The organism is Antarctobacter sediminis (assembly GCF_019218285.1).
GTDB lineage: Bacteria > Pseudomonadota > Alphaproteobacteria > Rhodobacterales > Rhodobacteraceae > Antarctobacter > Antarctobacter sediminis.
On sequence record NZ_JAHUZG010000002.1, the window covers coordinates 914063 to 927794 of the forward strand.

The 13732-nt window shown below is 65.3% G+C and carries 13 protein-coding genes; 6 read left to right on the plus strand and 7 right to left on the minus strand.

Annotated elements, in window-relative coordinates:
- Positions 1 to 168: 168 nt before the first annotated feature.
- Positions 169 to 489, plus strand: coding sequence for a DUF8846 family protein (locus KJP30_RS12375; protein WP_218449584.1), 321 nt, complete (start codon positions 169 to 171; stop codon positions 487 to 489).
- Here the strand turns inward: KJP30_RS12375 and KJP30_RS12380 are convergent.
- A complete protein-coding gene (locus tag KJP30_RS12380; RefSeq protein ID WP_218449585.1) occupies positions 486 to 1526 on the minus strand; it encodes a Hint domain-containing protein in 1041 nt (346 codons plus the stop codon). The genes KJP30_RS12375 and KJP30_RS12380 overlap by 4 nt on opposite strands.
- 106 nt (positions 1527 to 1632) lie before the next feature.
- On the opposite strand from KJP30_RS12380, the gene dapE reads away from it, so the two are divergent.
- The 4 genes from dapE to rnr are packed head-to-tail and all read left to right on the plus strand — an operon-like array spanning position 1633 to position 6106.
- Positions 1633 to 2772, plus strand: coding sequence for a succinyl-diaminopimelate desuccinylase (dapE, locus tag KJP30_RS12385; protein ID WP_218449586.1), 1140 nt, complete (start codon positions 1633 to 1635; stop codon positions 2770 to 2772).
- Entirely contained in the window at positions 2769 to 3188 is a 420-nt protein-coding gene (locus KJP30_RS12390; RefSeq protein WP_218449587.1) for a GNAT family N-acetyltransferase, read from the plus strand. The genes dapE and KJP30_RS12390 overlap by 4 nt, the downstream gene beginning before the upstream one ends.
- Positions 3185 to 3763 (plus strand): TIGR04282 family arsenosugar biosynthesis glycosyltransferase, encoded by a 579-nt coding sequence (locus KJP30_RS12395; protein ID WP_218449588.1) that lies wholly within the window; start codon positions 3185 to 3187, stop codon positions 3761 to 3763. Before KJP30_RS12390 ends, KJP30_RS12395 begins: the two co-directional genes overlap by 4 nt.
- A 48-nt stretch (positions 3764 to 3811) precedes the next feature.
- The gene (rnr, locus tag KJP30_RS12400) at positions 3812 to 6106 is read left to right on the plus strand and encodes a ribonuclease R (protein WP_218449589.1); all 2295 of its coding nucleotides are present in this window, start codon (positions 3812 to 3814) and stop codon (positions 6104 to 6106) included.
- Here rnr and KJP30_RS12405 read toward each other — a convergent pair.
- Positions 6096 to 6809, minus strand: coding sequence for a glutathione S-transferase family protein (locus KJP30_RS12405; protein ID WP_218449590.1), 714 nt, complete (start codon positions 6807 to 6809; stop codon positions 6096 to 6098). The genes rnr and KJP30_RS12405 overlap by 11 nt on opposite strands.
- 166 nt (positions 6810 to 6975) lie before the next feature.
- Here KJP30_RS12405 and KJP30_RS12410 point away from each other — a divergent pair, with 166 nt between their 5' ends.
- Complete coding sequence (locus KJP30_RS12410; protein ID WP_218449591.1) at positions 6976 to 8445, plus strand: lytic murein transglycosylase; 1470 nt, start codon at positions 6976 to 6978, stop codon at positions 8443 to 8445.
- A gap of 10 nt (positions 8446 to 8455) precedes the next feature.
- On the opposite strand, the gene KJP30_RS12415 is transcribed toward KJP30_RS12410, so the two are convergent.
- The 5 genes from KJP30_RS12415 to gpmI all read right to left on the minus strand — a co-directional run bounded on the left by KJP30_RS12415 (position 8456) and on the right by gpmI (position 13590).
- Positions 8456 to 8941, minus strand: a complete 486-nt coding sequence (locus KJP30_RS12415; RefSeq protein ID WP_218449592.1) for a hypothetical protein — start codon at positions 8939 to 8941, stop codon at positions 8456 to 8458.
- Entirely contained in the window at positions 8941 to 9426 is a 486-nt protein-coding gene (locus tag KJP30_RS12420; RefSeq protein ID WP_218450140.1) for an RNA pyrophosphohydrolase, read from the minus strand. The genes KJP30_RS12415 and KJP30_RS12420 overlap by 1 nt, the downstream gene beginning before the upstream one ends.
- A 156-nt stretch (positions 9427 to 9582) precedes the next feature.
- A complete protein-coding gene (locus tag KJP30_RS12425) occupies positions 9583 to 10920 on the minus strand; it encodes a S41 family peptidase (RefSeq protein WP_218449593.1) in 1338 nt (445 codons plus the stop codon).
- Positions 10921 to 10927: 7 nt separating this feature from the next.
- Entirely contained in the window at positions 10928 to 12040 is a 1113-nt protein-coding gene (locus KJP30_RS12430; protein ID WP_218449594.1) for a murein hydrolase activator EnvC family protein, read from the minus strand.
- Entirely contained in the window at positions 12037 to 13590 is a 1554-nt protein-coding gene (gpmI, locus tag KJP30_RS12435) for a 2,3-bisphosphoglycerate-independent phosphoglycerate mutase (protein WP_218449595.1), read from the minus strand. Before gpmI ends, KJP30_RS12430 begins: the two co-directional genes overlap by 4 nt.
- Between the last annotated feature and the right edge of the window lie 142 nt (positions 13591 to 13732).

A 13732-nucleotide genomic window follows, 5' to 3' on the forward strand; every position in this document is an offset into this window, starting at 1 on the left:
TGTTGCCTCGGGTAGGGCGACTTATCGCCACGGCGCGATTCGGACCAAGTGGGGTTTTCCCGACGCTTGTGCCAACCGTGACGCAAATGCCACGGCGCGCGGCTTGACTCCGCGCGCCCAAAGGCACATCGGGGACGCCAATCTGGGAACCCGGTCACGGAGGCACTTATGGCAGGCAAGAAGCCGCAACAGGTCTATACGCTGCTGGTCGAGGTCGGGCGCAAATCCGGCGACGGCCTGCCGGACAAGGCAACCGGCGCTGCGCTGATGTGCTATGCCTCCGGCGTGGACGAGGCCGAGGCCGTGCGCGAAACCGTGGCGATCCTGAAACAGGCCGACATGGCCCCGCTGGACGTGACAGGCTATGGCACGCGCGAGGAGCGTGAGGCGCAGGGCCACGAGATCGACGCGGCCGAGGCCGATCTGATGGACCGCGCGCTGGCCGAAAACGCGGTGATCGTGGCGCAGGTCACGCCGTTCCTCGACTAGGCCGCCCGCGCCTCTGCCAGCGTTATGGCCTCGTAAGGGGCCAGCAGCTTTAGCGCGGTGCCGCCATGTTCGGGCATCAATCCCGGCGGCACATCCGCCAGCAGCGTTTCACGCAACACCTCGCGACGGCGGCGCAACCGACCGACGTAGAGGCTCTCGATCCCGGCGCCATGCGCCACCATCGCCTCATGCCCCGGCAGCAGCAACTGGTGCCATGTGACCAGCGGGCCGCTGTCCTCGAACACTGCCGCACGACCGTTGACCAGCGCCGAGGCCGGGACCAACACCGCGTCACAGCCGAACAGATAGGCCACGTCGGCGCCAGAGACGACAAGGCTCTGACCCGGTGCCACCACCAGATCATCTGACAGGCCAAAGTAGGGCGCGCGCAGGCGCACCGGCCTGAACCCGCCCCGCGCGGGCACCGTCCGCGTCAGGCGCGCCAGCACTGGCACCACCTGCCCGCCCTGTGTGCGCACCGTGTCGCCGCAGCGCAATTCGCTCAGCGCCCGCAGCCCTTGCGGCGTCTGGACCGGGGTCTCTGCTGCCAGCGTAGGCAGCGGCCCCAGCGGTTCAACCATTGTCGAGAGCGCGGCAAAGGTCAGCCCGTCACCCGCCAGCGCCCCGACATCCGCCGCCGTCAGCGGCGGCGGGGCCTCTACGCCGCGTTTCGCTAGAACCGTGCCATCCAGCCGCTCCACCGCGAAACGGCCCCACCGCGCCGGACTGTCCCATGCGAAACTGATCCGCTCCGAACCTTCGCGCCGGTCCAGATCCAGCGGCAAGACGGCCTGTGCCACCTGACCACCCTGTTCAACCACCAGAGCCACCCCCTGCCCCGGCAACAAGGTCAGCGACAGGCTGCCGGGCCACGGCGCAAGGCGATCCAGCGTCAGCAGACGTTCCGGTCGCGGACCGGCCCCAAGATCGGCCTCGACCATCAGCGTACCGCGCGGCAGCAACCGCCCGGCGGGTGCCTCTGCCCAATCGGCGCACAGCCATCTTTCGCCCTCATCCGCGACCGCGATCCACCCCATGCGCCTGCCCTTTCTGCCCGGTCCCACAGGCTTATCACGGCAGCGCCATTTGCCAAGCACGGCAGAGCGCGCTAGCCCTTGTCCGAACGATCCAAGGAGACACCTGATGACCGATCCGGTCGACCTGACCGCCCGCCTTGTGCAATGCCCCTCTGTCACGCCAGAGGAAGGCGGCGCGCTGGTCCTGCTGCAAGAGCTTTTGGAAGGTGCGGGCTTTGCCTGTACCCGCGTCGACCGGGGCGGCGTGTCCAACCTCTTTGCCCGCTGGGGGGATAAACGCCACAGCAGGACTTTCGGCTTTAACGGTCACACCGATGTTGTGCCGATCGGCAATGCCGACGATTGGCAATTCCCGCCCTTCGGCGCCCGGATCGAAGACGGCTTTATGTACGGGCGCGGCACAACCGACATGAAATCCGGTGTTGCCGCCTTTGCCGCCGCGGCGGTGGATTTCGTCACCGAAACGCCCCCGGACGGCGCGGTGGTCCTTGCCATCACCGGCGATGAAGAGGGCGACGCCGACCATGGCACCACCGCCCTTCTGGACTGGATGGCCGAAACCGACGAACAGATGAACGTCTGCCTTGTCGGAGAGCCCACCAGCCCCGACCACATGGGCCAGATGATGAAGATCGGGCGACGCGGCTCTTTGACGGCATGGTTCACCGTCACCGGCAAACAGGGGCATTCCGCCTATCCGCACCGCGCGCTGAACCCGATGCCCGCCATGGCGCGGTTGATGGACTGCCTGTCCAGCCACGTGCTGGACGAGGGCACGCCGCATTTCGATCCCTCGACGCTGGCGGTTGTCACCATCGACACCGGCAATGCCGCCACCAACGTCATTCCGGCACAGACGCGGGCCACCGTGAACATCCGTTTCAACGACCTGCACACCGGCGCGGGTCTGTCTGACTGGCTGCGCCAGGAGTCGGCCAGCGTCGACGCCGAGTTCGGCACCACGACCGAGGTCAAGATCAAGATCTCGGGCGAAAGCTTTCTGACCCCGCCGGGGCCGCTGTCCGATCTTGTGGCCAAGGCCGTCGAGGCGGAAACAGGCGTCACGCCAGAGCTTTCGACCACGGGCGGCACCTCGGACGCGCGTTTCGTCAAGGATCACTGCCCGGTGGTGGAATTCGGCCTTGTGGGCAAGACCATGCACGCGGTCGACGAACGGGTCGAGGTGGCCCAGATCCACCAGTTGAAGGGCATCTATACCCGCATCCTGCGCGATTACTTCGCATGAGCCGGGTCGAGGTCACAGAGGATCTGGCGGCCTGCCACGCGCTGCGGCGGGCCGTTTTCATCGACGAACAGGGCATCTCCGAAGCCGAGGAATGGGACGATCTGGACGATCAGGCCACCCATCTGCTGATCCGCGACGGCACCCGGCCCGTGGCCACCGCCCGCCTGTTGCGGGACGGTGCCACAGGCAAGATCGGGCGGATCTGCGTGCTGTCCGATTTTCGCGGCCACGGTTACGGCAAGGATTTGGTCCGCTACGGGATCGGGGTCTTTTCCACCGATGTGGCGATCTCCAAGGTCCGCCTCAGTGCGCAGGAACATGCCCTGCCCTTCTATGCGGCGCTTGGCTTTGTGGCCGAGGGCGACAGCTATGACGACGCGGGCATTCCGCACCGCGACATGGTCCGCGACGTATGACCCGCACCCTGATCGTCATGGTCAAGGAACCGCGCCCCGGTCGGGTCAAGACCCGGCTGGCGCGCGACATCGGGACGGTGGCCGCCGCATGGTGGTTTCGCCGCCAATGCACGCGACTGCTGCGGCGTCTGAGGGACCCTCGCTGGCAGATCGTTCTTGCGGTTTCGCCTGACCGCGAAGGGCTGACCAGCCGTATCTGGCCCGCCGACCTGCCCCGCCTGCCGCAAGGCTCCGGTGATCTGGGCGCGCGCATGGCCCGCGCCATGCGCAGCGCGCCGCCCGGCCCGGTCTGTGTGATCGGCGCCGACATTCCCGGCATCACCCGCCCCGCGATCTGGCGCGCCTTCCGGGCGCTGGGGGCGGCTGATGTTGTTTTTGGCCCGGCCGAGGACGGTGGCTATTGGTTGGTGGGCCTGCACAACGCCGCGCAGGTGCCGCACGGGCTGTTCGGGGATGTGCGCTGGTCCACCGAACACGCGCTGGCCGATACAATCGGTTCGGTTCCGGGCGCGCGCATCGCCCTTGTCGATCAATTGCGCGACGTGGACACCGTCGAGGACCTGCGCAGCCTCTGAGCGTGGAATCGACATGACGCCGCCATATGCCCGTGCTACCTGATCCTCATGAGCAAGCTGCCCACCAAGGCAGAGGTCCTCGACTGGATCTCCGCCAACCCGACCCTCACCTCGAAACGCGACATCGCCAAGGCCTTTGGCATCAAGGGTGCTGACCGGATCGACCTGAAACGCATCCTGCGAGAGCTTGAGGACGAGGGGCACCTCGAAAAGCGCCACAAGACCTATCGCGACCCTGACCGCCTGCCGCCGGTTTCGGTGCTTCAGGTCAAAGCGCCGGACGACAACGGCGACCTTTTTGCCCGCCCGCTGGAATGGCATGGCGAAGGCGTAGAGCCGACGGTGCTGATCATCGCCCGCGCCACCGACCCCGCGCTTGGCGAAGGCGACCGCATCCTTGCCCGGCTCCAGGTGGTGCACCACGCCGACCACAACTACGAGGCACGCCTGATCCGCCGCATCGGCACGTCGCCCCGCAAGGTGGTGGGCATCTTCCGCAAAGGGGCCGAGGGCGGCCGCATCCTCCCCATCGACAAGGGGTCGGACAAGGAATGGTCGGTCTCGCCCGACGCCACCGGCGGCGCGCAAGAGGGTGAACTGGTCGAGGCGGAACAGGCCGGCCCCGCACGCGGCCGCATGGGTCTGCCCAAGGCGCGTATCACGCTGCGTCTGGGCGATCCGACCGCGCCGCGCGCCGTGTCGCTGATCGCGATCCACCAGCACGGCATCCCCGACGATTTCCCCGAAGACGTTCTGGCCGAAGCTGACCGCATGAAACCGGCAGGACTGAAAGGCCGCACGGACCTGCGCGACCTGCCGTTGATCACCATCGATCCATACGACGCGCGCGACCATGACGACGCCGTCTTTGCCGAACCCGATGAGGATCCGCAGAACGAAGGCGGGCATGTGCTCTGGGTCGCCATCGCGGATGTGGCCCATTACGTCACCCCCGGCTCGGCGCTGGACCGCGAGGCAAAGACCCGCGGCAACTCCTCGTATTTTCCTGATCGCGTGGTGCCCATGCTGCCCGACCGGCTGTCTGGCGACCTGTGTTCGCTGCACGAAGGTGTGCCCCGCGCCTGTATCGCCGTGCGGATGCGGATCGACGCCGAGGGCAACAAGCTGGGTCAGAAGTTCTATCGCGCCCTGATGCGATCGCCTGCCTCGCTCAGCTATCAAGAGGTGCAAGAAGCCATCGACGGCACCCCGAACGGCAAATGTGGCCCGCTTCTGGAACCGGTTCTGAAACCGCTTTACGCCGCTTATGCCGCCCTGCGTGCCGCGCGGGAACGGCGCCAGCCGCTGGACCTTGACCTGCCAGAACGCAAGATCAAGCTGGACGACGAGGGCAAGGTGACCTCTGTCGATTTCGCTGACCGGTTGGATGCGCACAAGCTGATCGAAGAATTCATGGTTCTGGCCAATGTCGCCGCCGCCGAAACCCTGATCGCCAAGGACACACCGCTTTTGTTCCGGGTCCATGAGGAACCGCCGCAGGACAAGCTGGAATCGCTGCGCGACACGGCGCAGGCCGCCGGCCTGACCTTGGCCAAGGGTCAGGTGCTGAAAACACGCCACCTGAACCAGTTACTGCATCAGGCCGCCAAGACCGGCGAGGCCGAGCTGATCAACCTGGCTACGCTGCGGTCCATGACGCAGGCCTATTACAGCCCCAAGAACTTTGGCCACTTTGGCCTTGCGCTGCAAAACTATGCGCATTTCACCTCGCCCATCCGGCGCTATTCCGACCTCATCGTGCATCGCGCGCTGATCTCGGCCCACAAGTGGGACGACGACGGGTTGAGCGTGCAGGACATCGAACGGCTGGACGCCACGGCACAGCACATCAGCGATACAGAGCGCCGTTCGATGATGGCCGAGCGTGACACGACGGACCGTTACCTTGCGGCCTATCTGTCCGACCGGCTGGGGGCCGAGTTCACCGGCCGCGTGTCCGGCATCGCCAAGTTCGGCATCTTCGTCAAACTGGATGAAACCGGGGCCGACGGGCTGGTGCCGATCGGGACGCTGGGCAACGAATATTTCCACTTTGACCGCGACTCGGGCACGCTCATGGGCGGCAGCACGGGGCGGATCATCGCCCTTGGCATGCGCGCGCGGGTCAAGCTGGTCGAGGCGGCGCCCGTGACCGGCGGCATCGCCTTTGAACTGCTGGAACTGGACGACGAGGAATACGAAAGCCGTTCCAGCGGGCGCATGGGACGGGGGCGCGGATCGCGCAAACCGGGGCCGAACCCTCGCCGCAAACTGACCAAGGCCAAGGCCAAGGATGCCAAGACCAAGCGCAAGGTGACGCGCCAGAAACGCGCTAAGCGCTGACCGGCAGCCCGGCGTACAGCCGGGCGCGCCCCCGCGCCACATAGTCCATCAGGTTGCCGCGCGCCCGCAGGTTGGCCTGCAAACCCGTCTGTACTGGCAGCCGGTCGATCATACTGAGCACCGGCAGGGTCGTGGCATCCGCAGCCGTGGGCCGATCCCCGAACAGCCACTCGCCTTCGCCCAGCTGCACTGTCAGCGCGTCCAGATCTGCCCCCAGCAAGGTCAGGCGGTCTGCTTCGGAAAACCGGGCGATGCCCTGTGTCTTCAGCCCCTGCACCACCTGCCGCCGCATGATGTCCGAAACGACCACGCGAAACGGTGCCGGAACCGAGGCGAAAAAGGCGAATTTCATCGTAGCCCAACAATCGTCCCGCGCCCAGCGATCATGGGTCAGCCCATGGCGCAGGCTGTCCTCGACCATCCGCATCAGCATATGCGCCTGTACCCTCTCCTCCAGCCCCAGCCCGGGAAACAGGTCCGCCCCCTGCCCGGTCAGCCAGCGCAGGATCAAACCACTGTCGGGAACGATCCCTTCGGGCGTGCGCAGCGCGGGCAGCTTGCGCAGGGGCGCCTTGCGCGGATCCGCCTGCCAATCGGGTGCCCAGCTCTGACCGGCCATGTTCAGCAGGATCATCGCCTTGACACAGAACGGACTGAGGCTGGGTTCCTGCATCCCCGGCGGAAAGCTCATCAATTTCAACATCGCCCACCTGCTCACCGTCCATCCCGGGCGCAGGAAACACCCCATTGCCCGGAAAAGCGAGCGGCAATCACGGCAGGAAATCGCAAGCCCGCCCCGCGGCACCTTCGCAAGCGGGGTAGTCCGCGTTAGTCTTTGGCAAAAGATAACGAGCAGCAGGATTGTTTTGATGACGTGTCGCGCCATTCCCGGGCTGATCGCCCTTGCCCTGACCGCCACCGTGGCCGTGGCGGATCAGGTCGATTCGTCCGTCCGTCCGGTGGCCCGTGGCGAATTGAAGGCCCGGATCACGGCACAGGCGATCAAGGATTCGCCCCGGCCCATCGGGCGCGGCGAGGCGCCCGAGGTCGAGGATCTTCCGCTGATCGTCGATGGCATTCCCGAAGACGAACTGGAAATCGTCAGCCGCGCCGCCACGCTGACACCAACCTTGCTGGCACCGTCGGGATCCCTGCGCCCGATGTTGCGCCCCGCGGTGGTCGAAGCATTTGCCGCGCATTCCGCCCGCATCACCGGAACGCAGGCCGGGTTCCGCGACTGGGTGCGCGATTTCCGCCCGCGCGCGCTGGAACAGGGGATCAAGCCCGAGGTTTTTGACCGCGCCTTCAAAGGGGCCGAATTCGACCGCAAGGTGGTGGAACGCGACCGCAACCAGTCCGAGTTCACCAAGACGATCTGGGTCTACCTTGACAGCGCCGCCTCTCCGACGCGGATCAGCAACGGCAAGGCCGCGCTGGCCAAACACCGCAAGCTGCTGGACGCCATCGAAAAGGAATACGGTGTCCAGAAAGAGATCGTATTGGCGATCTGGGGGCTGGAATCGGCTTATGGCACCTTCAAGGGCACCACCCCGGTGATCGAGGCCATGGCCAGCCTTGCCTATGACGCCCGGCGGGCCGAGTTCTTTGAAGGGCAGTTGATCGACGCGCTGAAGATCCTTCAAGACGGGCATACCACGCAAAAGAACCTGCGCGGATCATGGGCCGGGGCGATGGGGCATACCCAGTTCATGCCCGGCTCTTTCCAGACGCTTGCCGTCGACCACGACGGCGATGGCAAGCGCGACATCTGGGGCGAAGACCCCGCCGACGCGCTGGCCTCGACCGCGAATTACCTCAAGGCCAACGGCTGGCAGACCGGCGTGCCCTGGGGCGTCGAGGTGCGCATTCCCAAAGGCTTCGACTATCTGCAAGCCAAGCGAGAAATCACGCGCCTGCCTTCTGAATGGGCGGAACTGGGCGTAACAGGCGTGGACGGCAAACCGGTCGAGGATTTCGGCCCGGCCTCTGTGCTGCTGCCTGCGGGGCACAGGGGGGCGGCTTTTCTTGTCTTCGCCAATTTCGAGGTGATCGAGACATATAACACCGCCGATGCCTATGTGATCGGGGTCGGCCACCTTGCCGACCGCGTTGCCGGGGGCAAGGCGATCCAGGGCAACTGGCCGCGCAAGGACCGTGCGCTGACCTTCGAGGAACGGATCGAATTGCAGCAACGGCTGACCGCGGCCGGGTTCGATACCGAAGGGATCGACGCCAAGATCGGGCCGCTGACGGTCGAAGCAGTGCGCCAATACCAGAAATCACAGGGGCTGGTGCCCGACGGATACGCCTCGCTCGACGTGCTGAAACGCCTGCGCTAGGGCGCGCCGCTCAGAACTTGCGTTCCTCGCAGGGGCCGCCGGCGAAACAGGTCCGCACGCGGTCCAGATCGTATTTGCGCGGATTGAGATACAGCCAGCCGCCGCAGGGATCGGCGTGAATGATGCGCTTGCCGTTCTCATGCTTGATGAAGGCCAGATAGCGCCCGCCGCTTTTCGGTTCGGCACACCACGGGCCGAAACACAGGACCCGCAGCGTCACATTGGCCTGAAAAACCGTCTTGAACCCGTTCATGTCCAGCGAATGGCCAATGAACTGGGCGCGCAGATCGGTCTGCGGCGGCACTTCGTCCTGTCGGTCCCAATCCACCTGCGGCAAACGCTCGGCGTTGAAATCAAGTCGCCCGAGGGCGATGCCCCAACGATCCTGCGAGCTTTCGGCCTCTTTGAAATCGCGCACCGGATCCGGCGGAAGGCAGGACAGCGCGGTGGCGGGACCTGCTGCCATAACCCCCGCGACAAGTGCCAGCCAGCGCATCACAGGTGGCCTCGGAAGGCTTCGACCACCTGTTCATAGACGGGCCGCTTGAAGGGAACGATCTGCGCCACGACGTCGTCAGCCGCCAACCAGCGCCATTCCGAAAATTCCTGGTGGTCGTCCGCATCCAGCCGCACCTGATCGTCGGTGCCATGGAACCGCAGCAAAAACCATTTCTGTTCCTGCCCCTTGTAGCGGCCTTTCCAGATCCTCGGCACGATGTCATGCGGCAGATCATAGGCGATCCAGCCATCGGTTTCGGCCTCGACCGTCACAAGGTCACGGGTGACGCCGGTTTCCTCTTCCAACTCGCGCAGCGCGGCTTCGCGCGGGTCCTCGCCCTTGTCGATCCCGCCCTGCGGCATCTGCCATGCCGGTATCTCGCTGTCGATGCGCTGGCCGACAAAGGCATGGCCTTCGGCATTGACCAACATCACGCCGACATTGCGGCGGTAAGGAAGGGCGGCGATTTCGTCGGGGGTCATGGTCTTGTGCTTGGTCATGGCGGATCCTCTGTTGTCCCGGTTTAGCCGCGTGACCGCGACGGTGGCAAGCCGCCGGTCAGGCGCATGAACCGCGCGCAAAAAAAGATCCGGCAGCCGTCAGGCTGCCGGATCTCCGAAACGCAAGGGCGTTCAATCTCAGTTCTTCGGACCCAGCGCCGACAGGCCCTTGAGGATGTCGATGGCATAGGCCAACTGGTAATCCTCCTCGCGCAGCTTGGCTGCGGCCTCGGCCTTGGCACGGTCGCGTTCGATCTGTTCGATCTCTTCCGGCGTCAGCGAGTCATTGTCGAGGCTACCCCGCAGGTCCGCCTCGGACCGGGTGAAGGGGTTTGTCGGCTCGTCATTCTCATCCGCGTTCGGGTCGCGGCGCGGCTGGGCCACGATGATGTCGGGCGACACGCCCAGCGCCTGAATCGACCGGCCCGAAGGCGTGTAATAGCGCGAGGTGGTCAGGCGCATGGCCCCGTTGCCCCGCAGCGGCATGACCGTCTGAACCGAACCTTTGCCAAAGCTCTTGGTGCCGACAACGATGGCGCGGCGGTGGTCCTGCAAGGCACCTGCCACGATTTCGGATGCCGAGGCCGAGCCGCCGTTGATCAGCACGACGATCGGCTTGCCTTCGGCCAGATCGCCCGGTTCGGCGTTGTACCGATCTCCATCCGCCGGATCACGGCCACGGGTCGACACGATCTCTCCCTTGTCGAGGAAGGCATCGGCCACCATGATTGCCTGATTCAGCAGGCCACCGGGGTTGTTGCGCAGATCGACGACAAAGCCGTTGACCTTGTCCATTCCGCCCGCTTCGGCCACCTGCTTGGCGATGCCATCGGCAAGGTTCGGGTAGGTCTGGTCGTTGAAGGTGGTGATCCGCAGCACCACGGTCTCGCCCTCGGTGCGCGAACGCACGGCGGTCAGCTTGATCGTGTCACGGATGATCGAAACGTCAAAGGGTTCGTCGACGCCCTCACGCACCACGGTGATGACGATTTCCGAGCCGACCGGCCCGCGCATCATGTCCACCGCTTCGTCCAGCGTCAGGCCCAGAACGGATTCGCCATCGACATGGGTGATGAAATCGCCAGCTTCGATCCCGGCCTCCATCGCGGGGGTGCCGTCGATCGGAGAGACCACTTTGACGAAGCCGTCCTCTTGCGTGACCTCGATGCCCAGACCGCCGAATTCGCCACGGGTCTGAACGCGCATGTCGGCGGCGTCATCGGGGGCCAGATAGCCCGAATGCGGGTCCAGCGAGGTGAGCATCCCGTTGATGGCTGCCTCGATCAGGTCCTTTTCGTCGACTTCCTCGACGTATTGGGCCCGGATGCGTTCAAAGATGTCGCCGAACAGGTCAAGCTGCTCATAGACACTTTCCGGCCGGCTGCCCTCCTGTGCCAGCAGCGGACCCACGAACTGGGTGGTCGCCACGACGGAGGCCAGCGCACCGCCGGCGGCGGCCATCAAGAATTTTCTCATACCTCATTCATCCCTTGTCGGTTGTGAACCACCGCAGTGGATCCTCGGGCACTTCGCCCTCTCTGACTTCTATATAGAGCGTTTCCGAACGACCTGCGCCAGCCCCCTCACCCGAAGGTGACATATTGTTGCCGGCGGTCCCGCCCATCAAGCCCACCGGCGACCCGGCAGGCACCACCTGCCCCGCCTCGCCAAAGGCCGTGTCCAGTCCCGCAAAGACGAACATCAGGTCCGCTTGCGGTTCAAGGATCACAACCAGCCCATAGTCCAGCAACGGACCCGCATAACGGATCGTAGCGGCGGTGGGCGTGGTGACAAGCGCGCCGGGGCGCGTGGCAATCACCACACCGGGGCGCGTGACCCCGGCGGCATCGCGGTCGCCTGCTTCGTGCAGGACCACCCCGCGCACCGGCAAGGGCAGACTGCCCTTGCGGTCGGTGATAGACGGCAGCGGCGGCCCACTGTCCTCGTCGGAAATATCCGCCAGACCAGAGGCAAAGCCCTGCAAGGTTTCCGTCGCGCTGATGAGGATCGCCGTGCGGATCGGATCCTCGGTAAAGCGGCGCGGCAGATCGGTGCGGTCTGCGATGGCCTGACTCAGCGCCGTCCGCGCCTCTTGCACGCCGCTCAGGCCCTTTTGCAGAGTGTTGGCCGCGCTTTGCTGCAAGGCCCGCAGCGCCGTCACCTCTTCGAGATCCGCCCGCAGCGCTGCTGCCTGCGCCGCCAGCCCCGGCGTCAGAGAGGCAACCAGCATCCCCGACCGCGCAGCCCCCAAAGGCCCGTCCGGATGGATCAGGGTCCGCGGAGCGGCCCGGTCCCCCACCGCCATCAGCGCGCCCAGCAGGCGGGCCACCTCGGCCTCTTGCGCGGCCAGCTTGCGGCTCAGTTCGGTTTCGCGGATCGTCGCGGCGCGCAGGCCTTCGCGCATCGCGGCAAGCCCGTCCTCATAGGCACGCACCGTATCGGTCAGCGCTGCCACCCGATCCTGCGCATCCTCGGCCGTGTCCAGCAGGATCGAAGCGGCCTCCAGCGCCTCGGCCGCCACCCGTGCCTTTTCACCGGCGTCCTGCGCCGCCAAGGGCGCCGCGCACAAGGACAGGATCAGCGCCAGCCGCCTCACGAGATCAGGCTCTCCCCGGTCATTTCCGCGGGTTTGGGCAGATCCATCAGATGCAACAGCGTCGGTGCCACATCCGCCAGCCGCCCATCGCGCAGGGCAGCGCCCGTGGGGCCGCCAAAAAGGATCACGGGTACCAGGTTGGTGGTATGCGCGGTATGCGGGCCGCCGGTTTCCGGGTCGACCATGGTTTCGCAATTGCCGTGATCGGCAATGACCAGCAGCGCGCCGCCTGTCTCTTCCAGCTTGGCAACGATCTGCCCCAGCCCGGCGTCCACCGCCTCGCAGGCCTTGATCGCCGCGTCCAGATCCCCGGTGTGTCCAACCATGTCGGGGTTGGCATAGTTCACCACGATCAGGTCATAACCATGGTCGATGGCTTCAAGGAATTTCTCGGTCACCTCGCCCGCCGACATTTCCGGCTGAAGGTCATAGGTGGCCACCTTGGGGGACTTCGGCATGAAGCGGTCCTCATGCGGTTCCGGCACTTCCTTGCCGCCGTTGAGGAAGAAGGTCACATGCGGATATTTTTCGGTTTCCGCCAGACGGAACTGGGTCTTGCCCTGTTTGGCGACCCATTCGCCCAGCGTGTTGACGATCTCGCGCTTGGGGTAGGCAGTGGTCATATAGGCATTGTGGGCATCGGAGTATTCGACCATGCCCAGCAGCGCCGAAAGCTGCGGCTTCTCACGCTGGAACCCGTCGAAATCCGCTGCGCCAATGGCCGCAAGGATTTCACGCGCACGGTCCGCGCGGAAGTTCAGAAAGAACAGGCCGTCGCCCTCATCGAACCCCGCGTATCCCTCGATCACCACGGGGGCGACGAATTCGTCCCCCTTGCCTTCGCGATCATAGAAGCCGGAAATCGCCTCTTCGGGCGTGGCGGCATACCCGCCCGAGACGAAATCGCCGTGGTCGACCCCGGCATAGCCGGTCATGGCGCGATAGGCGCTTTCGACCCGTTCCCAACGGTTGTCCCGGTCCATCGCGTAATAGCGCCCGATAACCGTGGCGAAACGGATCGGGCCGCTGTTGTCCTTGGGCATATCCAACGCGCGGCGCAGGGTTTCGACATGTTCCAACGCACATTTCGGATCGGTATCGCGGCCATCGGTCAGAACGTGCAGCCAGACCTGAAGCCCCTTGTCGCGCATCAGCTTGGCCGCGGCGACCATGTGGCTGACATGGGCATGCACCCCCCCGTCCGAAGTCAACCCGGCCAGATGCACCGCGCCACCCGCATCCTGTACCTTGTCCGCAAAGGCAAGAATGGCCTCGTTGTCGAAAAAGCTGCCGTCCTCGATCGCGAGGTCGATCTGGCCAAGGTCCATCGCCACCACGCGGCCAGCCCCGATGTTGGTGTGCCCCACCTCCGAGTTGCCCATCTGCCCGGTCGGCAGGCCCACATCGGGGCCATGGGTGATCAGGGTTGCATGCGGGCAGCTTTCGGTCAGCCGGTCGATGGTGGGGGTGCGGGCCAGCTTGGGGGCGTTGTTCGCCTCTTCCTCGCGCAGGCCCCAGCCGTCGAGGATGGTGAGGATGACCGGTTTCATGGAAAAATCCCTCTGGAAAGCGTTGAGAGCGGTTTAGCAGCGCAAACAAGGGATGTGGAGAGCGATTGCAGACATCGGCGGATCGCTGTTTGCCCTTGTTCGCAGCGCCGATGTGGTATCGCTTGGGGGCATCGACGCGGAT